Here is a 21,726-nt window from a genome sequence, read left to right as displayed (position 1 = left end):
GCCACCGATGACGGTGGCCGCCCCTCACGCATGGGTCACATGCCCCGGCGCGGGCCCGGCGGAAGCGCCGCCGGCACCGGCGTCATCCCGGGGTTGTGGGAGCGGCCGAGCGGCCCGATCCGCTGCCACTGCGGTGGCTGCGGTGGCTGCGGTGGCTGCGGCGGCTGGTCGACGCCGTGCCGGGCGCTGTAGGCACCCGCGCTGTACGCGCCGTACGAGTTCCCCTGGTACAGCCCCGGGGCGTGGACGCCGGTGCTGAACGGGGCGGTCCCGAAGGCGGTGAACCCCATCGCCTCCTCTCCGCTGCGGTCACCCGGCAGCGTGCGGAAGCTCTTGACCCACTCCGCGTAGAGCGAGTCGTAGATCGGCGTGGCCGAGTGCCCGCGTGAGGCCTCCTGAGCCACCCGGGCGGACGGAACGGTGGAGAAGGACGGCCGGCGAGGCGGAAGGTCGTATGCGTGCACGTATGTCCAAACGACCGGATGAGCGAAGGGATGCGGCTCGTCTTCGCCCGGGGCGGCCCTCAGACCCCCGCGAGCGGCAGCGCGGCCGCCACCAGCTTCCCGTTCGCCGCGGCCTTGTCGATCGCGTCGCGCAGCAGGTCCTCCCGGGGCTGCCGCCCGATCGACCCCACCGGCGCCGCGAACATCAGCACCTGCTGGTGCTTGTTGGCCGCCGCCCGCCACCCGTCCGTCACCTGCAACGGCTGATGCGCCTGCCACCAGGCCACCGGCTGCCCGCCGTTCGCCCCCGGCTGGAGCACCGCGTGCAGCTGACCCACCGCCAGCAGCACCGACCACCCGTGCAGCACCGGCGGCACCGCGGTGAGCTGCGGCACCGGCATGAAGCCCTGCTCGATGAGCAGCGGCAGGAAGTCGTCGCCCACCCCGTCCGTGCCGGGCCGCACGATCGGCGAGGTCGGCTCGACGACGAGCGCGGGGTGCAGCTCCCCGGCGATCAGCACGAGCCCGCTGGTCACCCCGAGCACCGCCTGCTCGGGCATCGACCGCTGCTGTCCGCCGGGCGCGCTGTCACCGCTGATCGAGCGGACCGCGCCCTGCAACTGCTCCTCGGTGACCTGGACGACCTGCGAGGGCAGGCAGGTGGCGTGGGCGAAGGCGAGGACGGCGGTCTCGTCCCCGACGAACAGGACGGTGCTGGTGCGCTCCTGTTCGGAGTCGCCCGGGGTGCGGCAGGACGTGCAGTCGTAACTGCCCGGGGCGTTGTCTCCGGCGAGCAGCCGGTCGGCTTCTTCGTCGCCGATCTCGGCGCGTACCTCGTTGCTGACGTCGAGCATGCGCGGCACGGTGGCTCCCTCGGGATGCGGTGCGTGAAGGGCCGGGTGGCCCCCGGTCCGTGAGCCCCTCGGGGTTGCGGGCTCATGAAGAAGACAACGGGCGATCTGTGGTGGGGGTCACGCATCAGGGGGATCGGGATCGAACCAACCACTGCGCACGGTCACCCTTCGTCCGGAATGGCCTACTCAAAGTCAACTCTTCGCAAGCCAAAGGGGTTTGACGCGGTGAACTGAATCACAGATCCGTCGAACCCGTGGTCGACAAATCCGGAAATCAAGGAATGTAGTGGGTGGCCGAAAATCGCCGCTACCTGCGGTAACGCCGAACTGGCCTGGCCCGACGGGGAGTTGGTTGATTTCGGGCGTTCCCCGTCTCTAGATTCCTCCGCCGTGTGCAACGAGCACCGCTCGGGTACGTCCGCCGGCCGAAGCAGGCAGAGCACCACCGCAGCACCGGCCGCGGCGGACGGGGCGAGTGCGGGGACCGCGTCCATCGCGCGGGGACCGCGCCTCGCCCAGGGGGAGCCCGGGTACGTGGAGAGGGAAATACATGTCCGAGTGTGCCGATACCACCCGTGAGACCGCCGCGAAGAACGGCTCCCGCAAGGGCCGTACCACCGCCACCCTGGCCGGAGCGGCGCTGCTCGCCCCGCTGGGCCTGCTGGCGGCGACCGGCAACGCCGCGGCGGCGGACAACGGAGTGTGGGACCGCATCGCGCAGTGCGAGAGCGGCGGCAACTGGCACATCAACACCGGCAACGGCTACTACGGCGGACTCCAGTTCTCCGCCTCCACCTGGCGCGCGTACGGCGGCACCGCCTACGCGTCGACGGCCGACCAGGCATCCAGGGAAGCGCAGATCGCCGTCGCCACCAAGGTTCAGCAGGCCCAGGGCTGGGGCGCGTGGCCGGTCTGTTCGGGACGGGCCGGGGCGAGCGGCTCGGCGCCCGAGAACGCCTCGGCGACCACGAGAAGCGGCACGGAGTCGGCGACGAGGTCGACGCCCACCCACACGTCGAAGCCCGCCTGGAAGCCGGCCCCCGCGGCGAAGGCTCCGCAGCGCTCGACCGGCCACAGCGGCCGCAGCTCGGCCCGGGGCGACTACACCGTCCGCGCGGGCGACACCCTGAGCCGGATCGCCGAGCGGCACGGCACCACCTGGCAGCGCCTCTACGCCGCCAACAAGGCCGTCATCGGCGACGACCCGAACCTCATCGTGCCCGGGCAGCGCCTCGCGCTCTGACGCGCGCCCCCGCCTCGCACACCTCGCCCCGCCCGGTCCGAACCGGGCGGGGCGAGGCGTGTTCCAGAGCCGACATGTGCATGTTCCAAAACAGCCGTCCCCTCAGGGGGGTTCTGTGTCGGGGGCGTGAAACTCTTATGCGGTGTCAGCTGCCCCGGCGGCCCGTGGATTCGCACTGAATTGGACCGAGGGAGAGCCCTGATCGTCGGTCCCGGTCCTTTCCGGCGGTTTTTCGTAAGACCGCGTGGACGGGAGGGAATTACGTTCGAATCCGCCAGGAAGGCGTACGGAACCCCTCGTACGGGTGACGCGGCACGACACAAACGCGTGGTGTGATTCTGTGACAGAAGTGTGACCGGCCCCGGACTCGGGATAGCGTGGCCGCATGGCACCGAATCCCGCTCCGAGCGAGGAGCCCCAGGACAGCCCGCAGGAGTACGTAGGCCTCGACGCGGGCGAAGCGGAACAACGGGCCCGGCGGCGGGGCTGGTCCACGGTGCGCTCGCTCCCGCCCGGCGCGATCATCACCATGGAGTACCGGGCGGGACGGCTCAACTTCGAGGTGCGGGACGGGGTCGTGGCACGGGCCTGGAAGGGCTGACCGTACGGCGGGGACGGGTCTGTGCGTACCGGGCCCCCGCCGCGGTGCGGTCAGCCGCCCGTCAGCGGGCGGGCCGTCTGCGCCGGAGTGCCGCGCGGCGGACGCTCGGGGTGCTGCGGGCGGCGGCTGCCCGCCGGGGTCACCGGGGTGCGCTCCGAGCGGGCCGTGTGCGGGCCCGGCGCCAGATGGATCGGGGTCCTGGGCGCGCGGGCCGAGGCGACCGGCTCGCGCTCCGGCGCCGTCTGCTCGACGGGCGCCGGACGCGGCTTGAGGACCACGGGGACCGGCACGGGCGCGGGCGCCGGGACGCCGCGGCGGGAGCGCCACCGGTCGCGCAGGTCGAGGATCCAGGTCTCCGCGCGGGCGATGAACGGCTCGCACCACGGCAGCGCCAGCAGGATCAGCAGTCCGGCGGCCCAGCCCAGCAACACGTCGCTCAGCCAGTGCGTACCGAGGTAGACGGTCGACATGCCGACGCCGAGGGAGGTCACCGCGGAGGCCGCGGAAAGCCAGCGGCGGGCTCTCGGGGTGGAGGCCAGATACGCCAGAATTCCCCACGTCACCACCGCGTTGGCGGTGTGGCCGCTGGGAAATATATCGCCGCCCAGGCCCATCTCGTTCGAGCCGATGACGGTCGCGTAGTGCGGACCGAGGCGCCCCATGCCGAGTTTGGCGGCGCCCACCGTGATGTTGAGCAGCAGCAGTGAGGCACCGAGTGTCAGCAGCGGGCGGATCGTGTGCTGCCGCCAGGAGCGCCAGCCGAGCCAGGCCGCGACCATCACGGCGGTGGGGCCGCGCTGGCCGAGGACCACGTAGTAGTCGACGAACCAGTGGATGGCCGCCCACTGCTGGTACGGCCGGAAGAACATGACCTGCCAGTCGAGCCGGACCAGCCACGAGGTGATCACGACGGCCCACACGATCGCCAGGTAGAAGGCCAGGGTCGCGGTGAACAACACGACCCGGTGCCGGCTCATCTTCGGCACATCAATGTGGGCCGGCCGTTCCGGCTCACGGTCCAGCCTGGCGAACACCCGGTCCAGACGGGTGAGGTTTCGTTCGGTACGCACCCAATCGACGTTACAGCGAGTGGCCTCTGTTCCCGGTCGAAACAGGGGCTTTGTGATGACGATGTGATGTGGGAAACCTCTCAGGAGGTCACCGAATTCCAAGGATTCGGTAATCCTCGGCGGGTCCGCCCTTCAATTCCTTTGATCATTCCGGGTCGTCGTTATATGGCGCTTATGAATTCGTTAACCGAAGCATGGGGTGGAATTCTCCGGCTGCTCATCGGGCCGAAGGAAATGATCATGGAGGCCCCGAGCCGTTCAGCCAGAACGCGCCATACACCGCCGTGGCCACCGCGACACCCGCCGTGACCAGGGCGGATCTGTTCGTGGGCAGCCGCGCGAGGGACCGGGCGAGCGGCAGCAGCAGCGGGAAGGCCGGCATCAGCAGTCGCGGCTTGGACCCGAAGTAGCTCGACGCGCACAGCGCCAGCGCGAGGACGACACCCGTGTAGACCAGCAGTGCGAGCGGCTGCCGCTGGCGGACGCCGGTCAGGTACAGCCACAGCAGCAGGCACACGCCGACAAGCAGACCCACTCCCGCCGGAGCGGACGCAATTGACGTGAACTTGTCGGCCACGAAGCGGGCGAACGCGTAGCCGCCGTCGAACCCGTTGCGCCAGCCCGCCTGGACGTCCAGGTAGCCGAGTGGACCCTTGCCGGTGCGACGGCCCACCCACAGGACATAGGAGGCGGCGCCCAGGGGAGCGAGAAGCATGCCGAGGGCGCGGCGCCAGGGAGAAGCGCCCGTCATCCGCGGGACGCGCCGGGCGTGCGCGGCGCTGGACGCCTCGGGGGCGCGTTCCCCCTCCTGTACGCCGTACGCACCTCCCACGCCCTGGTCCCGCGCGCCCCCGCTCCGTTCCCACCCGGACGAGTCCCGCACCCGCGGGTCCCGTCTGAAGGAGAGCACCCCCACCGTCCACACCGCCGCCACCACGGCGAGCCCCACCGGCCGGGTCAGGCCCGCCAGCGCGGCCAGGACGCCCGCGGTCGGCCAGCGGCCGGTCAGCACGGCGTACAGCGACCACGCCGCCAGGGCCGTGAACAGCGACTCGCTGTACGCCATCGACTGGACGATCCCGACGGGCAGCACCGCCCACAGCAGCACCGCGCAGACCCCCACCCGCCGCCCGTACACCAGGTCCGTCACCGCGAAGACCCCCCAGGCCGCCGCGAGCGAGGCGAGCAGGCTGACCGCGAAGCCGGCGCCGGCGTACGAGAGGGGGGTGAGCGCGTGCAGCGCCCGCTCCAGCCAGGGCAGCAGCGGGAAGAACGCCAGGTTCGAGTGGACGTCGCCGTTCGGCAGCCGCACCTCGTAGCCGTAACCCAGTTCGGCGACCCGTGTGTACCACAGCGAGTCCCAGCGCGCCGTCAACAACGTGTACGCGTTCTTGCCGCGCGCCGCGCTCCACACGGCGAGCGTGAGCAGGCCCAGGGCGCGCACGGCCGCGTACCCGAGCAGGGCGGGGGCCGCCCGCCGCAGTGCCGGGACGCTCGGTGCCGCCCCGGGCCTCTCAAGATCGGTCACGGACTCGATTATCGACGCGGCGGGGAACCGCGGAGCCCGGCGGGGCGTGGTGTGCGGGAGGACCCGTGGCGTACGCCACACAGTTCGGCGCGGAGTGTGAGAGGTCCGCCACGTGCCCGGGGAACGAACTCGCGTACGCTGACATGTCACTCGCGTTCGTCCGCGCGGGCCGGAGACCCCGCTCCTCTCCGGCCGTACGACGGGGAGTCCCCGCCCCGCCGATCCGCCCCACGCGAGGGACCATCTGGGAGGTACGCACATGTCCGGGACGACCACGGCTGCTGCCGTACGGCCGCGCCGGCGGGCGCCCGGATCCGCGGCCGGCGCCAACCGCTGGGTCGTCCTCGTCGTCCTGTGCGTCAGTCTGCTCCTCGTCGCGCTCGACGCGACCGTGCTGCACGTCGCGGTGCCCGCCGTCACCGAGGACCTCAGGCCCGGTGCGATGCAGCTGCTCTGGATCGTCGACGTCTACCCGCTGGTCTGCGCCTCGCTGCTGATCCTGTTCGGCACGCTCGGCGACCGCGTGGGCCGGCGCCGCGTGCTCCTCCTCGGCTACGCCCTGTTCGGCGTCGCCTCCGCGGCGGCGGCCCTGGCGCCCAGCGCCGGGACCCTGATCCTCGCGCGGGCGCTGCTCGGCGCGGGCGGCGCGATGATCATGCCCGCGACGCTGTCGATCCTCCGGCAGGTCTTCCCGGACCGCCGGGAACGGGCCCTGGCCATCGGCGTCTGGAGCGCGGTGGCGGCGGTCGGCGCGGCCGTCGGCCCGCTCCTCGGCGGCTTCCTCCTCGAACACTTCTGGTGGGGCTCCGTCTTCCTGGTCAACATCCCGTTGATGCTGGTCAGCCTCCCGGTGGGACGGATTCTGCTCCCGGAGTCCCGCGGCGACCGCGAGGGCCCCTGGGACGTGATCGGCGCGCTGATGGCGGCGGCCGGCCTGTTCGGCGTGGTGTTCTCGGTCAAGCGCCTGGGCGGCGGCGAACCGGCGGGCAGCGCGCTCACGCTGGCGCCGCTCCTGCTCGGCGCGCTCCTGCTGGCTCTCTTCGTACGTCGGCAGCGGCGCCGCGCCTTCCCGCTGGTGGACCTGAAAATGTTCGCGCGGCCCGCGTTCAGCACGGCCGTGTGCTGCATCGTGCTGGCGATGCTCGCGCTGGTGGGCCTTGAACTCATCGCCGCCCAGTACCTGCAACTGGTCCTCGGCCTGTCCCCGCTGCGGACGGGGCTGCGCCTGCTGCCGCTGACGCTCGCCGCGATGGCGGCGGGGCTGGCCGGGGCACGGATGCTGCGGCGCTTCGGGCCGCGCCGGATGGTGTGCTTCGGGTTCTTCCTGACCGCGGCCGCGGTGCTGACGCTGACGGCGATGGGCGGGGTCGACAACGCCGGCCTGCTGCTGCTCGGCTTCGTGCTCCTCGGCTTCGGCCTGGAGACCACGCTCTTCGGCGCGTACGAGTCGATGCTGAGCGAGGCCCCGGCCGCCCAGGCGGGCGGCGCGGCGGCGATCGGCGAGACGTCGTACCAGCTGGGGGCGGGTATCGGGATCGCGCTCCTCGGCAGCGTGATGAACGCGGCGTACGCGCCCGGCCTCGCCGGGGTGCCGGGCGTGCCGGAGCCGGCCTCGGCCGCGGCGGGGCATTCGCTGGGCGAGGCGTACGACGTCGCCGGGCGCCTCGGCGGCCCTGCGGGCGCGGCCCTGCGCCGGGCGGCCCGCGACTCCTTCGTGCACGGTCTGCACGTGACCCTCCTGGTCAGCGCGGGCCTGCTGCTCCTGGGCGCGGTGATGGCCCTGCGGCTGCCCCAGGTCATGCAGTGCGAGCAGGCTCCGGTGGAGGTCCCGGCCCCCAGGGAATCGGCCCGCTCGCGCGTCTCCGCGTAGGGCACCGCCCGAGAGGGCGGCCGGCGGGGTAGCCTGTCGTAACTAGCGGTGCTAGTTTTCGGGAGGGTTCTCATGTCCGCGTCCGTGAAGTTGCCTCCGTTCGACGCCGGAGATCCGCTCGGGCTCGACGATCTTCTGGAGCCGGAGGATCTCGCCGTGCGGGAGACCGTGCGGAGGTGGGCGGCGGATCGGGTGCTGCCCTTCGTCGCCGAGTGGTACGAGAGCGGGGAACTGCCCGGGATCAGGGAGCTCGCCAAGGAGCTGGGGTCCATCGGGGCGCTCGGGATGTCGCTCAGCGGGTACGGCTGTGCCGGCGCCTCCGCCGTGCAGTACGGGCTCGCCTGTCTGGAGCTGGAGGCCGCCGACTCGGGGATCCGGTCGCTCGTGTCCGTGCAGGGTTCGCTCGCCATGTACGCCGTCCACCGGTTCGGGAGCGAGGCGCAGAAGCAGCGGTGGCTGCCGGGCATGGCGGCCGGCGACGTCATCGGCTGCTTCGGGCTCACCGAGCCGGATCACGGGTCCGACCCGGCCGCCATGCGGACGTACGCGAGGCGCGACGCCGGCGGCGACTGGGTGCTCAACGGCCGCAAGATGTGGATCACCAACGGGTCGGTGGCCGGGGTGGCCGTCGTATGGGCGCAGAGCGACCACGGGATCCGGGGGTTCGTCGTGCCCACGGACACGCCCGGGTTCTCGGCGCCCGAGATCAAGCACAAGTGGTCGCTGCGGGCCAGTGTCACCAGTGAGCTGGTCCTCGACGACGTACGGCTGCCGGCGGACGCGGTGCTGCCGGAGGTCACCGGGCTCAAGGGGCCGCTCAGCTGCCTGTCGCACGCCCGGTACGGGATCGTGTGGGGAGCCATGGGCGCGGCGCGCAGCTGCTTCGAGGCCGCCCTCGGCTACGCGAGGTCGCGGGAGCAGTTCGGCCGGCCCATCGGCGGCTTCCAGCTCACCCAGGCCAAGCTCGCCGACATGGCGGTCGAACTGCACAAGGGGATCCTGCTCGCCCATCATCTGGGGCGGCGGATGGACGCCGGCCGCCTGCGTCCCGAGCAGGTCAGCTTCGGCAAACTCAACAACGTACGGGAGGCGATCGAGATCTGCCGTACGGCGCGGACGATTCTCGGGGCGAACGGGATCTCGCTGGAGTATCCCGTGATGCGGCACGCGACCAACCTGGAGTCCGTGCTCACCTACGAGGGCACGGTCGAGATGCACCAGCTGGTGCTGGGCAAGGCGCTCACCGGACTCGACGCCTTCCGGTGAACCCCGCGCGGGGGCAGGGCCGGTGAGCGGCCCTGCCTCAGCTCTGGTTGTAGAAGCCGTCCTCGCGGCGCGCGGGCTCGCCGCTGACGATCTCCGTGTGGGCGGGGGTCAGCAGGAAGACCCGGTTGGAGACCCGCTCGATCGAGCCGCGCAGGCCGAAGATCAGCCCGGCCGCGAAGTCGACGACCCGCTTGGCGTCGCCGGACTCCATGGCCGTGAGGTTCACGATGACCGGCACGCCGTCACGGAACAGCTCGCCGATCGCGCGGGCGTCCCGGAAGCTGTCCGGGGTGACCGTGCCGATCCGGCGGCCCTTCTCCTCGGCGGTGTCCGAGGCCACCTTGACCCGGGGGTCGGTGACCCAGGCGTCCCCGGGCTGCTCGGTCCCTTCGGAGTAGTCGTCGTCGTAGTAGCGCTCGTCATCGTTGTCGTCGACGAGGCCAAGCCAGGCACTCGCCTTGCGTACCGATCCCATGGACGCCTCCTCTCACAGCGGTCTTGCTTGCTTCCGCATCCCTATGGTCGTCCATGATGCGGATGGTGCGCCAAGTGGATAGACGCCGCACGGGGGGTTTGTGACGGTACTGGTGCAGAGCCAATCCGTCGAGAGCCCAGGTGCCCCAAGGCCCGCGACTCACACCTCTGCTGACTGAGAGTGAAATATGATTGTTCGCGGCGTACGGGTGATGAACAGTGCGTCAGGGTGAAGGGGCACGGGGGGAATTCGCGCATGTTCGGGATGGTCAGACCATGTGGTCATCGACTCGGGGACAGGTTCCGCGCGCAGTGGCTGGCGCACCTGTGCGGGCTGTGTCTCGCGATCCGCGGCGACCACGGACAGCTCGCACGCGTCGTCACGAACTACGACGGGCTGCTGATATCCGTTCTGACGGAAGCTCAGGCCGAGCGGCCGGCCGACGGCCGGCGCACGGCCGGACCGTGCCCGCTGCGCGGGATGCGGACCGCCTCGGTGGCGCACGGCGAGGGCGCGCGGCTCGCCGCCGCGGTCTCCCTGGTGCTCGCCTCGGCCAAGGTGCGCGACCATGTCGCCGACCGGGACGGGCTGCTGGGCCGCCGGCCGGTCGCGGCGGTCGCCCGCCGGGTCGCCGCCGACTGGGGGCGGGCCGGGGCCCGGAGCGGCGCGGCCGTCGGGTTCGACACCGGGATCCTGGTCGACGCCGTCGACCGGCAACTCGCCGTCGAGGCGCTCGCAGGGCCGGGCACGCCGCTGCTGACGGTCACCGAACCGACCGAGACCGCCACCGCCGCGGCCTTCGCGCACACCGCCGTCCTGGCCGGCCGGCCCAGCAACGCCGCGCCGCTCGCCGAGGCCGGCCGGCTCTTCGGCCGGCTCGCGCATCTGCTGGACGCCGTCGAGGACCGGGCGGCCGACGCCGCGGCGGGCGCCTGGAACCCGCTCGCCGCGACCGGCACCCCCCTGCCCGAGGCGCGGCGGCTCGCCGACGACGCGCTGCACGGGATCCGGCTGGCGCTGCGGGACGCGGAGTTCGCCGACGGCGGCCTGGCCCATCTGCTGCTCGTGCACGAACTGGGGCGTTCGGTGGACCGGGCGTTCGGGACCGTACCGGCCTGCTCGGCCCACGGGCCGGAGCCGAAGGCCCCGCCGGAGAAACGGGATCTTCTCGCGGGCTGCGGGATGTTCGCGCTGCTGTGCTGCAGCTGCCAGATGTGCTGCGCGGAGGAGTACGAGGGGCCCTGGTCGCGCAGGAAGCGCGAGGGCTGCTGCCGGGACTGCGACTGCGACTGCCCGTGCGAGGGATGCGACGGCTGCGACTGCTGCGACTGCTGCTGCCCGTGCGACGGTTGCTGAGCACACCGGTCGGCCGTCAATCCGGCGACCCGCCGGTCACCGTATACGGGGAGCGGCGGGTGCGGCCGTTCACCTAGGAATTCACCGAGATCATGTTTCCGGGACGTAAAACAAAAACATGATCGGGTGACCGCTGCCCGGAGAGGGTCGTTGGCCGGGGCGCAGAACCATTTCTCCGTCGGTTCCGCGCAACGACCGACCCGCCCCCCTGATGAAGGCACCTCCGTGTACACAGCCACCATCCGAACACGGCTCCTGAGGATCCTGGTCCTCGCCCTCGCCGTGCTGCTGACCCTGCTGGGCGCCGCCGCCGTCGAGCAGGTCTCCGCCTACCGCAACGCCTCCGCCACCGCGGACGACGCCCGCCTGGAGATCACCCTCCAGGGCCTGATCCACGAACTGCAGAAGGAGCGCGGTCTCACCACCGGATACGTCGGCGGCGTCCAGGAGTTCGGCGCCAGGCTGCCCGCCCAGCGCAAGGCCACCGACACCGCAAGGGACCGGCTCGACAGGGCGCTCCACGGACGCGACGACACGGCCGCCGACTCGGTGCGCGAGTCCCTCGGGCGGCTCGACGGGCTCGCCGGGATCCGCCGCCACGCCGACGACCGCACCGGCCTGGTGAAGGACACCTTCGACTGGTTCACCACCACCATCACCGTCCTCGACCGGCTCGACCTCGGCCTCGGCGACGTCCACGACGCCACCCTGCGCGACGCCTACCAGGCGCTGCAGATCCTCGGAAACGCCAAGGAGTACACGGGGGAGGAGCGCGCCATCGTGCTCGGCTCGGTACGCGCCGGGACGTTCCGCGGCGACGACTACAGCAGGTTCATGGAGATCCGGGCCGGCCGTCTGGCCGCCCTCGCCTCCTTCCCCCGCTCGGCCACCGACGCCCAGCGGCGCCGCCTGGACGCGGCCATGACCACCCCGGACGCGGAGCGCACCCTGGCCTACGAGAGCACCGCCGTGCGGGACGCCGGCAAGCTGAGGGGGCGCGACATCCCACCCATGCGGTGGTGGGAGGCGACCACCGCCACCATCAACGGGCTGCGCGGTGTCCAGGTCTCGCTCGGCGCCGACGTCGAGAACCGGGCCGGCGCCCTGGAGGGCACCGCCCAGCGGGATCTGCTCCTCTTCCTGCTGCTCGCCCTCGGCACCGTCGCGGCGCTCGGCGCACTCGCCCTCGACTGCGTACGGTCCGTCTCCGGACCCCTTGCCGAACTCGCCCAGCAGGCCCGGGAGACGGCCGGCCGGCGACTGCCCGAGGCCGTCGCCGCCGTCCAGCACGGCGGCTCCGGCGAGACCCCGGAGCCGCCCGCCCCGCTCGCCGTGTCCGCCCGGGCCGGAGCCGAGGTCAAGGAGGTCGCCGAGGCCTTCGACCGGGTGCAGCGGGCCGCCTACGACCTCGCCACCGAGCAGGCCGTACTGCGCCGCAACGCCACCGACTCGCTGGTCAGCCTCGGCCGCCGCAACCAGAACCTGGTGCGCCGTCAGATCGGCTTCATCAACAAGCTGGAGCACGAGGACGCCGACCCCGCGACCCTCGCCAACCTCTTCGAACTGGACCACCTCGCCACCCGTATGCGCCGTAACGCCGAGAGCCTCCTCGTCCTCGCCGGGGAGTCCAGCCCCCGCCCCTGGTCCACCCCGCTGGCCATCACCGACGTGCTGCGCGCCTCCCTCGCCGAGGTCGAGGAGTACCGCCGGGTCACCCTGCGCCGGGTCGAACCCGCCCACCTCACCGGTTCGGTGGTCGCCGAGATCGCCCACCTGCTCGCCGAACTGGTCGAGAACGCGCTGAGCTTCTCGCCGCCGGACTCGGACGTGGAGATCGAGGGCCGCCGCACCAGCGCCGGCTACCTGGTCGCCATCGTCGACCACGGCCTGGGCATGCCCGCACCGGCGATCGCCGAGGCCAACGTACGGCTCTCCGGCACCGCCAGCTTCATGGCCGAACCCACCCGGTTCCTCGGCCACTTCGTGGTCGGCGCGCTCGCCCGCAAGTGCGGGATCGAGGTACGGCTGGGCGAGGCGCCGGCCGCCGGAGTGGTCGCCCGGGTGCTCATCCCGGTCAACCTGCTCACGGAGGCGACGGCGACCCCGAAGCAGGCCGCCGCCGAGCCCGCCGTGGTACCGGCGCCGCGCAGGGAGCCCGAGGCGAGTCAGCCCGTCCCGGTCGCCGCCGAGGCCGCCGGGCCGGGGCCGCAGCCGTGGAAGAAGGGCGCCTCGGCCGCCCGCACCCGCAACGGACTCGTCAAGCGCCCGCAGCGCAGCGCGATCCCGGACGCCGTCAGCGAGACCGACCGCGCCGACCGCGCCGACCGGCCGGCGCCCGCCGAGCCCACGCCCCGGCGCAGCCCCGAGGAGATCTCGGGCATGCTCGCCACGCTGCGCAGCGCGCACATGCGGGGCGGGATCAGCGTGGAGAAGGAGAAACGGGAGAAGCAGGCGGACCAGGAGGGCGCTGTGCAGGGGCAGGGTGACGCCAAGTGACCACCGTGGACACTCCCAACGACTCGCGGACCTTCAACTGGCTGCTCGCGAACTTCGTCCGGTCCACCGACGGGGTGCGGGACGCGGTCGCCGTCTCCTCCGACGGACTGCTCATCGCCGTCTCCGACGGGCTCGGGCGCACCGAGGCCGACCACCTCGCGGCGATCGTGTCCGGCCTGTCGTCCCTCGCGCGCAGCGCGTCCAAGCGGTACGGCTTCGACGGGGTCAAGCTCATCATGATCGAGATGGGCCGCGGCTTCCTGCTGGTCTCCGCGATCCGGGACGGCAGTTGCATGGGCGTGCTCGCCGACTCCAGCGGCGAACTCGGCCTCGTCGGCTACGAGATGGCGGTGCTCGCGGAACGGGCGGGTGACCTGCTGACCCCGACGCTCATCGCCGACCTGCGGCAGGTGTTGCCCCGGTGAACGGGGAGCGGCCCACGGACGTGGAACCGGCCGACGACACGTCCTTCGTACGACCGTTCATCATCACCGGCGGCCGGGCCGAGCCGCTCCAGGCCGATCTGCGGCTGGAGACGCTCGTCGTGGCCGTCGGCGCGCCGGACGAGTCGCTGGCGTTCGAACGGCGGCACATCGTCGCGGTGTGCGCACAGCCGACCACGGTCGCCGAGGTGGCACACCGGGTCGGCGTTCCCCTCGGCGTCGCCAAGGTGCTGATCTCCGACCTCGTCGCCGCCGGCCGGCTCGCCTGCCGGCAACCCGCGGAGCTGCCGCTCCAGATGCTCGAAAGGATCAGGGACCATGTCCGGGCGCTCTGACAGGGTCGTGCCGCTCGCCGTGAAGATCGTGGTGAGCGGCGGACTAGGGGTCGGCAAGACGACGTTCATCGGCGCGATCTCGGAGATCGAACCGCTGGACACCGAGGCGGCGATCACCCAGGTGTCGGTCGGCGTCGACTCGCTCGCCGGAGTCGAGTCCAAGACCACGACCACGGTGGCCCTCGACTTCGGGCGGATCACCCTGGACCCGTCCGTCGCGCTGTACCTGTTCGGGACGCCCGGACAGGACCGGTTCTCGTTCCTGTGGGACGACCTGGTGGAGGGCGCCATCGGCACGGTCGTGCTCGCCGACACCCGGCGCATCGAGGACTGCTTCCCGGCCGTCGACTACTTCGAGGCGCACGGCGCGCCCTTCGTCCTCGCCGTGAACCGCTTCGTCGGCGCCGAGCGGTTCGAACTGGAGGAGATCCGGGAGGCGTTGGGGCTGGGGGCCGACGTTCCCGTGCTGGAGTGCGACGCGCGGGAACGGGCGTCGGTCCGGGACGTCCTGGGCGCACTGATGGACCGGGTGATCGGGCAGCGGGTCGGGCCCGCCAGGAGGAGGGCGGCGGTTGAGGGCGGTCTCCTGGGGGCGGCAGGGGCAGGGAACGCGAGGGGAGGGGTGCGCGTGTGAAGGCGAAGGGCGGTACGCGATAGAGGACGCGCGAGACCCCCGCCGACGGCGGGGCGCGCAGTGGGTCAGCTCAACAGGAACAGGACCACACGCGACCGAAGTCGATGTGGGAGCGGGTGACCAGCCACTGCTGCGGATGCATGGGCCAAGTGGAACAGGTCTCCGGTTTTCCGTCAACTGACGTGAGACGCACCGCCCACACTCTGGACAGCCTTGACAACGAGGGGAAACACCGCCGTAGAGTCGACGGACGGCCCTGCTGAGGGGCTAGGCCGTAGGGCACCGCACAGCGGTGTTCCCGTGTGAAGGCAATCACCGTGTTCTCGCTGTCCGTCACGGAGCCTTCCCATGCCATACGACTCTCTGCCGCACGCCCCCGCCGGCCCCCGTACATCCGAGCGCCACGCGCACCGCACGGGAGCGGCCCGATGAGACCCCAGCTCGTGATCGTGGGGGCCGGGCCGCGGGGGACCGGTCTCCTGGAGCGCATCGCTGCCAACGCGCCCGAGCTGTACGCCGGTTCGGGCCTCGACATCCATCTGGTCGATCCGCACCCGCCGGGCGCGGGCCGCATCTGGCGGGCCGCCCAGTCGCCGCTGCTGTGGATGAACTCGCACGCCGAGGACGTCACCATGTTCACCGACGAGACGGTGCGGATGACCGGCCCGGTGAAGGAGGGGCCCACCCTGCACGAGTGGGCGGGCCTGGACGGCCGTACCTTCGCCGACCGGCAGATCCAGGGCCGCTACCTGCGCCACGTCCACGACCGCGCCGTCGCCGACCTGCCCGACGGCGTGACCGTCCACCACCACCGCCGCCGGGCCCTGCGGGTGAGCGGGCCGCGCGAGGGCCGCCAGCAGGTGTGGCTGGAGGGCCGCCCGCGCCCCCTCCTCGCCGACCTCGTCGTCCTCGCCCTCGGCCACCTCGACGCGGAACTGGACGCGGAGCAGGCGGAGTTGGCCGCGTACGCCGAAGCCCACCACCTGGTCCACCTGCCGCCCGACTTCACCGCCGACAGCGACCTGTCCGCTCTGCGGCCCGGCGAGCCGGTGCTGGTGCGCGGATTCGGGCTCGCCTTCGTCGACCTCATGGTGCTGCTCACCGAGGGACGGGGCGGCCGCTACGACGGGGACACCTACCTGCCCTCCGGGCAGGAGCCGGTCCTCTACGTGGGATCGCGGCGCGGAGTGCCGTACCACTCGAAGATCGGGTACGACTGGACCGGCGAACGCCCGCCGCTGCCGCGCTTCCTCGGGCCCGCCGAGATCGCCGGACTGCTCGCCTGGCCGGGCGGCTTCGACTTCCGGCGGGACGTGTGGCCGCTGGTGGCGAAGGAGCTGGGGTTCGCCCACTACCACCGTCTCTTCACCGTCCACCCCGAACGGACGGCCGTCGCCTGGCCGGACTTCGAGGAGAAGTACGCCGCCGCCGACGAGGACGCCGAGATACGGGCGCTGGTCGCCGCCGCCGTACCGGACCCCGCCGACCGGCTCGACCTGACGGCGCTCGACCACCCGCTGGACGGAGTGCGCTACGGGTCGCACGAGGAGTTCCAGGACGGGCTGCGCGGATACATCGAGGCGGACCTGGACCGCCGGCACGACCCGGCGTACAGCCCCGACCTCGCCATGTTCCTCGGACTGCTCTCCGTCTACGGGCAGTTGGTGCAGCTCGGGAACATCGGCTCCTGGTGGCACGGGTTCTTCAGCTACCTCGCCTCCGGGCCGCCGGGACCCCGGCTGCGCCAGATGCTCGCGCTGTCCCGGGCGGGTGTGCTGAGGTTCGTCGGCGCCGGGATGACGGTGACCGCGGCGGACGGGGTGTTCCGGGCCGCCGCCGACACCGTGCCCGGTTTCACCGTCGAGGCACGGGCGCTCGTCGAGGCGCGGCTGCCCGAACCCACCCTCGGCCGCGCCCGGGACCCGCTGCTGCGCACCCTGCACGCCGACGGCGCCGTGGAGACGCCCGGCGGGCTGCTCGCGGTCGACCCCGCCGACGGGCGGATCCTCGACGGGGACGGGCGACCGCATCCCCGGCGGTTCGCCCTCGGCCCCTTCACCGACAGCCGCACCCCCGGCGCCTTCACCCGGCCCCGCACCGGAGGACCCGCGTTCCGGCAGAACGACGCCACGGCCCGCGCGGCCCTGGCCTTCCTGCGCGGCCTGTCCGAACAGGCCGCCGCGTAGAGCCCGTTGCGAAGTCCCGTCGCGAGTTGCGCCGTCCGGCGAGAAGGAGGAGTTTTCCGTGGTTCTCGGAGAGGTTGGTGTCCTGTGACCGGCTCGTACGGCCGGGGGCTGCTGCATCTGGCCGCCGCGGTGGACCAGGTCGGCGTGTTCGACGCCGAGCGTTACGTCGAGCTGGTGCGGCTGGCCGAGAGCGGCGGGCTGGACTTCGTGACGCTCGACGGCCGGTTCGGGTGGGCGGAGAGCGACCCGGTGACCGTGCTGGCGCGGGTGGCCCCGGCCACCCGGCGGATCGGGCTGGTGCCCCTGGTGACCGCCCCGCCGGGGGCCGCTGTCCACCTCGACCGGGTCAGCGGGGGCCGGGCCGGCTGGTGGAGCGGGCAGCCGGAGCCGGGACCCGCCGGGGCGTTCCCGGTGCGGGTGGCCGACGCCACCGAGGAGGCCGCCCGGCGCCCGGCCGCCCGGTACGCCGATGTGGCCCTGGTGCGGGCCGCGAGCTCCGCGCAGGCCGCCCTCGTACGGGACGAGCTGCGCTCCCAGGCGCAGGAGTTCGGGCGGGACCCGGAAGCGCTGCGGGTGCTGGTGAGTCTGATGGTGGATCTGGGGGACGGGGAGCGGGCGGCCGAGCCGGGGCACGGCGGCGGCGGGCCCCGGCAGACCGTGCAGGGCCCGCTGTACCGGGGCGGTCCGGTGGACCTGGCGGAGCTGATCGCGAGCTGGCACGGCGAGGGCGCCACCGACGGCTTCCACCTCGTCCCCGCCGAACCCCGCCGGGACCTGGAGCGGCTGGTCAACGGGACCGTGGCCCTCCTCCAGCACCGCGGTCTGTTCCGCACCTTCTATCCGGGCAGCACCCTGCGCGAGCACCTGGGCCTCGCCCGAAGCATGGCCAACGAAGGGAAAGGGTTGTTCATATGACGATCGACGACGCGTCCGGCGACTGGAAGCGCTGGCACGAGCAGCGCGCGGAGCAGGTGTCGGCGCCCTACGGGCCGCTCGCCCTCGTCGGCACGCTCCCCCAGTGCCTGAACGGCCTGGGGGTACCCCCATGATCGAGGACCATCCGGACGGCCGTCTTCCGAACGTTCCCGGGATCTGGACGGCCGACGGTGACGGAGTGGTCCTCACCGCGGCCGAGGACGACGGCCTGGCCCTGGACGGCGAGCCCTTCGCCGGGCAGATCAGGCTCGCCGCCGACCGCGAACCGGCGGCCCGCGTCACGCTCGGCGAGCGCCACCTGGTCGTGCTGGTCCGCGAAGACGTCTGGGGGATGCGGGACTACGACCCGGCCGCCGAGGCGCGCCGTGCGTTCCGGGGCATCGACGCCACCCCCTACGACCCGCGCTGGTCGGTACCGGGCCGCTTCACGCCGTACGACGACCGGCGCTCCGTCCGGGTCGGCAACGCGGACGGCCGGGAGCGCGTGCTGGTGCTCGCCGGTGAACTCGCCTTCACCCTGGCGGGTGAGGAACGGGCGCTCCAGGTCGCCGAGCAGGCCGACGGGCGGCTGTGGGCGGTGTTCGCCGACCGCACCAGCGGCCACAGCAGTTTCCGGTTCAGGTTCCTCTATTCGGCCGCCCCGGCCGCCGACGGCTCCACCACCGTCGACCTCAACCGGGCCCAACTGCCGCCGTGCGCCTTCGCGGACCACTTCATCTGCCCCTTCCCGCCCCCGGGGAACACCCTGGGCGTCGCCGTCGAGGCGGGGGAGCGCCGGCTGGGCTGAGGGAGACGACGGGGGGGCTACCGGGTCAATATCGCACAAATGCACCACAGTTCACTCACGTCCGCACGGCCGAAAGGCGCCCTTGCGGCTACCGGCCGATCGCCCGAATACTCCCCCACAGCGCTTGTCAGGGGCATTGCGTGTCCGGAATCCGGACGTCCCCCCTGGCTGCGCCTCACGGGCCCCGACCCCACGCGGGCCCCCGACTTCCCCTGGGAGGGAACGACAAGTGAGGATCAAGCGCACGACCCCCCGCAGCGGCATCTCGAGACGGACCCGGCTGATCGCCGTGGGCACCGGCTTCCTGGCCGCGGCAGCGTTCGCCGTCCCCACCGCGAGCGCGAGCGACGTCCACACCTTCAGCGCCACCCAGTTGAAGGCCGTGAACAGCTCCGTCCTGAAGGCCGACGTGCCCGGCACCGCCTGGTCCGTCGACAGCAAGACCGGCCGTGTCGTCGTCACCGCCGACTCCACGGTCTCCAGCGCCGAGATCGCCAGGATCAAGCGGCAGGCGGGCGCCAACTCCGGTGCGCTCACCATCAAGCGCACCCCCGGCACCTTCAAGAAGCTGATCAGCGGCGGCGACGCCATCTACGGCGGCGCCTACCGCTGCTCGCTCGGCTTCAACGTGCACAGCGGCAGCACGTACTACTTCCTGACCGCCGGGCACTGCGGTCAGGTGGCCTCCACCTGGTACAGCAACTCCAGTCACAGCACGGTCCTGGGCACCAACGTCGGTTACAGCTTCCCGGGCAACGACTTCGCGCTGGTGAGGTACACCAACAGCTCGATCGCGCACCCGAGCGCGGTCGGCAGCCAGACCATCTCCAGCGCGGCCACGCCGAGCGTCGGGACCACGGTGTACCGCCGCGGTTCGACCACCGGCACGCACAGCGGCCGCGTCACCGCGCTCAACGCCACCGTCAACTACGGCAGCGGTGACATCGTCTCCGGTCTGATCCAGACCACGGTCTGCGCCGAGGGCGGCGACAGCGGCGGCCCGCTCTACGGCGGTTCCGTGGCCTACGGTCTGACCTCCGGCGGCAGCGGCGACTGCACCTCCGGCGGTACGACCTTCTTCCAGCCGGTCACCGAGGCGCTGAGCTACTACGGCGTGAGCATCGGCTGACGATCCGCCCGGGATCGGCTCCCGGCGCCGGCCCCCGTACGCGCCCGCGTGCGGGGGCTTTCTCTTGTAAGAACCCGGATTGACTGCACTGCGTCGACCACTTCAGATTGCTTCGTTGTGTATGTGTATACCCGTGGCGGCGCTAAGTGTTTGATAGTTGAGGCCAAAGCAGCTACGTTTCTCCATGGGCTCACGCGTGCGATGAGACGCCCGAACCTGGTGCGGTGAGGGCTGCCCGGGCATAGTTGCGCCCCGGGGCGCTTGCATGCAGAGGCACACACCGGGGCTTACAGTCGCCATCGTAGGTCCCGCCGCTTGGAAGGGCAACACGGACCTTCGGGGGACTGCCATGCACTGCGCCACGGACGACGACCTGCACCTCATCCGCGTTCTCGACGCACTGCGGTACACGCCGCATGGCGTCACTTGCTCCGCTACTTGTCGCCAGCCGCTGGAGTGGCACGACTGGGAGACGTCCACCGCAAAGGCTATGTACGAGTTGCTGCGAGGCCTGGAGAACGTCTTGCGCGGTGCGATCTCTGTGCGACTGTCTGTCCACTACCGCCGCGCGGACTGGTGGGAGGCGCCTGAGCTGCGGCTCACTTACGGCACCCGCCAGAAGATCGAGCGCGCGGCGGAGAGGCTCCGGCGGGCTGGGCTTCCTGTGACGCCCGAGGCGGTGGTGCGGGAGCTGACCCTTGGGTTCTGGGTTGCGCTACTTGGCAGTGGACAGGACTACGAGACGCAGCTGTGGCGTCCCATGGCAGCCGGTTTCCCCGGTTACCGGGGCAGGCGTCGGCCCTTGTGGGAGCGGCTCGACGACCTGCGCTCGCTCCGCAACATGGTGGCGCACCAGGAGCCCGTAGGCGATCGCGAGCTGGCGGAAGACCGGGACTCGGTCCTCACCGCCGTCGGGTACGTCTCGACGGTCGTGGCGCGGCGGATGGAGGCGGCTGATACGGCTCTACCGCACCTCTTGGCGAACCGGCCGGGTGTCTGTCCTCGCGTCGTAGGAGGTGCGGCGTGACGCCTCGGACCTCGCTGGGCTCGAAGGGTGGCGAGTCCATTCGGAAGGGAGAGGGCATGGCTCTCGGCGGTGCGATGCGTAGGTCCGACACGAAGGGCAAAGCGGGCGCGCGCGCCACGGATGGCGGGGGCATGGCGGGTGTCTTGCTGGGCGACGTCTGCGAGGTCGCGCCCAGCCCGTCGAGCGATCTACTCCCGCCGCTCACCTTGGACGGCAAGGGACCGGCAGTGGTCACCCCGGCGGACATCACCGATGCCGGGGGAGTGGCCGTACCGGGGCTACGACGATTGCCCGGGACGCCAGGGGACGAGTTCCTGGCGCGTTTCCGGCTGCTGCCGGGGGACATTGTCGTCGTACGTCTCGGCGCGGTCGGCCGCGTCGGGCTCGTCGACGGCGCCGCACGCGGCGGATGGGTCTCCGCCCCGCCCGGCATGTTGGTGTACCACTCGTCGTGCATCAGGTTGCGCCCGGACTCGGAGCGCGTAGAACCCAGTTTCCTCGCGGCATACCTGGCGCATCCGCCTGTGGCGGACCATATGGTATCTCGGGCCCATCTGGGTACGGTGCCGATGTTGACGGCGGGCGTGCTCAGGGACCTGCCAGTGTTCCTGCCACCTATGCACCGGCAGAAGCTGATGGCGAAGGCGCTGCGGGAGGTGGGGGAACAGATGGATCTCTATCACCGCATGATCGGCAAGCTCGGGGCCCAGAAAGAGGGGATGCTCGGACGGATGCTTGCGGACGAGTTCGAGGAGCTGGATACGAGCGGGGTTCCGAGGGGCTGGGCGTTCGGCGGCGCTTCGGCGTCGCGGGCGTCGGGTGTTCCGGCAGTGCCGCCCAACAGGGTGAGGCTGGTACGGACTCGTCGTACCAGCCGCTTGTCGTAGAGTCGTGGTTTTCCCGGCACGGTGATCGGCAGGGCGTCCCGACCTCGACTGTCAGCGGGCGCCTCTAGGCTGGGGCCGGACCGTCCACGCGTGGACGGAGGCTCGGGGACTGCACAGGGTTTCATGTGTCCTGTGGCATGCGACACAAGGAGAGAGGGCA

Annotated in this window: 19 protein-coding genes and 1 pseudogene; 15 read left to right on the top strand and 5 right to left on the bottom strand. The window is 71.9% G+C overall.

Translation table 11 applies throughout. The annotated features are described in order from the left end of the window. Positions 1–35 precede the first annotated feature (35 nt). Together AB0958_RS13735 and AB0958_RS13730 are read right to left on the bottom strand one after the other, a co-directional pair. Positions 36–464, bottom strand: coding sequence for a hypothetical protein (locus tag AB0958_RS13735; protein ID WP_366890586.1), 429 nt, complete (start codon positions 462–464; stop codon positions 36–38). 59 nt (positions 465–523) lie between these two features. Next, positions 524–1,306 carry a hypothetical protein gene (locus tag AB0958_RS13730; protein ID WP_366890585.1) on the bottom strand — a complete coding sequence of 261 codons (783 nt, stop codon included), beginning with the start codon at positions 1,304–1,306 and terminating at the stop codon, positions 524–526. Positions 1,307–1,847: 541 nt separating this feature from the next. Between AB0958_RS13730 and AB0958_RS13725 the strand changes: the two genes are divergently transcribed. Together AB0958_RS13725 and AB0958_RS13720 are read left to right on the top strand one after the other, a co-directional pair. After that, entirely contained in the window at positions 1,848–2,540 is a 693-nt protein-coding gene (locus AB0958_RS13725) for a transglycosylase family protein (RefSeq protein ID WP_366890584.1), read from the top strand. 385 nt (positions 2,541–2,925) lie between these two features. Then, the gene (locus AB0958_RS13720) at positions 2,926–3,141 is read left to right on the top strand and encodes an I78 family peptidase inhibitor (protein WP_132889031.1); all 216 of its coding nucleotides are present in this window, start codon (positions 2,926–2,928) and stop codon (positions 3,139–3,141) included. A gap of 50 nt (positions 3,142–3,191) precedes the next feature. Here the strand turns inward: AB0958_RS13720 and AB0958_RS13715 are convergent, their stop codons facing one another. After that, the gene (locus AB0958_RS13715; RefSeq protein WP_366890583.1) at positions 3,192–4,211 is read right to left on the bottom strand and encodes a phosphatase PAP2 family protein; all 1,020 of its coding nucleotides are present in this window, start codon (positions 4,209–4,211) and stop codon (positions 3,192–3,194) included. A 238-nt stretch (positions 4,212–4,449) separates the two neighbouring features. Further along, positions 4,450–5,739 (bottom strand): mannosyltransferase family protein, encoded by a 1,290-nt coding sequence (locus AB0958_RS13710; protein ID WP_366890582.1) that lies wholly within the window; start codon positions 5,737–5,739, stop codon positions 4,450–4,452. Between the two features lie 259 nt (positions 5,740–5,998). On the opposite strand from AB0958_RS13710, the gene AB0958_RS13705 reads away from it, so the two are divergent. Beyond that, positions 5,999–7,609 carry an MFS transporter gene (locus AB0958_RS13705; protein ID WP_366890580.1) on the top strand — a complete coding sequence of 537 codons (1,611 nt, stop codon included), beginning with the start codon at positions 5,999–6,001 and terminating at the stop codon, positions 7,607–7,609. Positions 7,610–7,681: 72 nt separating this feature from the next. Beyond that, positions 7,682–8,875, top strand: a complete 1,194-nt coding sequence (locus tag AB0958_RS13700; protein ID WP_366890579.1) for an acyl-CoA dehydrogenase family protein — start codon at positions 7,682–7,684, stop codon at positions 8,873–8,875. A 37-nt stretch (positions 8,876–8,912) separates the two neighbouring features. Here the strand turns inward: AB0958_RS13700 and AB0958_RS13695 are convergent, their stop codons facing one another. After that, positions 8,913–9,350, bottom strand: a complete 438-nt coding sequence (locus AB0958_RS13695; RefSeq protein ID WP_366890578.1) for a cell division protein SepF — start codon at positions 9,348–9,350, stop codon at positions 8,913–8,915. A 255-nt stretch (positions 9,351–9,605) separates the two neighbouring features. Here AB0958_RS13695 and AB0958_RS13690 point away from each other — a divergent pair, with 255 nt between their 5' ends. From AB0958_RS13690 to AB0958_RS13640, 11 genes and pseudogenes are all read left to right on the top strand, one after another. Then, entirely contained in the window at positions 9,606–10,706 is a 1,101-nt protein-coding gene (locus AB0958_RS13690) for a DUF5685 family protein (RefSeq protein ID WP_366890577.1), read from the top strand. A gap of 225 nt (positions 10,707–10,931) precedes the next feature. Beyond that, positions 10,932–13,202 carry a nitrate- and nitrite sensing domain-containing protein gene (locus AB0958_RS13685; RefSeq protein ID WP_366890576.1) on the top strand — a complete coding sequence of 757 codons (2,271 nt, stop codon included), beginning with the start codon at positions 10,932–10,934 and terminating at the stop codon, positions 13,200–13,202. After that, on the top strand, positions 13,199–13,627 hold the full coding sequence (locus tag AB0958_RS13680; RefSeq protein ID WP_366890575.1) for a roadblock/LC7 domain-containing protein: 429 nt from the start codon (positions 13,199–13,201) through the stop codon (positions 13,625–13,627). The genes AB0958_RS13685 and AB0958_RS13680 overlap by 4 nt, the downstream gene beginning before the upstream one ends. Then, positions 13,624–13,980 carry a DUF742 domain-containing protein gene (locus AB0958_RS13675; protein WP_366890574.1) on the top strand — a complete coding sequence of 119 codons (357 nt, stop codon included), beginning with the start codon at positions 13,624–13,626 and terminating at the stop codon, positions 13,978–13,980. Before AB0958_RS13680 ends, AB0958_RS13675 begins: the two co-directional genes overlap by 4 nt. Further along, entirely contained in the window at positions 13,964–14,614 is a 651-nt protein-coding gene (locus tag AB0958_RS13670) for an ATP/GTP-binding protein (protein WP_366890573.1), read from the top strand. The genes AB0958_RS13675 and AB0958_RS13670 overlap by 17 nt, the downstream gene beginning before the upstream one ends. A gap of 428 nt (positions 14,615–15,042) precedes the next feature. Then, positions 15,043–16,800: an FAD/NAD(P)-binding protein gene (locus AB0958_RS13665; RefSeq protein WP_366890572.1), complete on the top strand. Its 1,758-nt coding sequence runs from the start codon at positions 15,043–15,045 to the stop codon at positions 16,798–16,800. 84 nt (positions 16,801–16,884) lie between these two features. Then, positions 16,885–17,715 (top strand): LLM class flavin-dependent oxidoreductase, encoded by an 831-nt coding sequence (locus AB0958_RS13660; protein WP_366890571.1) that lies wholly within the window; start codon positions 16,885–16,887, stop codon positions 17,713–17,715. Further along, positions 17,712–18,523, top strand: a pseudogene (locus tag AB0958_RS13655) (DUF1684 domain-containing protein). Before AB0958_RS13660 ends, AB0958_RS13655 begins: the two are co-directional and overlap by 4 nt. Positions 18,524–18,752: 229 nt before the next feature. Next, positions 18,753–19,652, top strand: a complete 900-nt coding sequence (locus AB0958_RS13650; RefSeq protein ID WP_366890570.1) for a S1 family peptidase — start codon at positions 18,753–18,755, stop codon at positions 19,650–19,652. Positions 19,653–20,001: 349 nt separating this feature from the next. Then, positions 20,002–20,679 (top strand): hypothetical protein, encoded by a 678-nt coding sequence (locus AB0958_RS13645; protein WP_366890569.1) that lies wholly within the window; start codon positions 20,002–20,004, stop codon positions 20,677–20,679. A 56-nt stretch (positions 20,680–20,735) separates the two neighbouring features. Next, a complete protein-coding gene (locus tag AB0958_RS13640; protein ID WP_366890568.1) occupies positions 20,736–21,566 on the top strand; it encodes a restriction endonuclease subunit S in 831 nt (276 codons plus the stop codon). The last annotated feature ends 160 nt before the right edge of the window (positions 21,567–21,726 follow it).

Source organism: Streptomyces sp. NPDC006655 (genome assembly GCF_040703965.1).
Taxonomy (GTDB): Bacteria; Actinomycetota; Actinomycetes; order Streptomycetales; family Streptomycetaceae; genus Streptomyces.
Note: the sequence above shows the minus strand (reverse complement) of the source record. Positions and strands in the feature narration are given on the sequence as shown.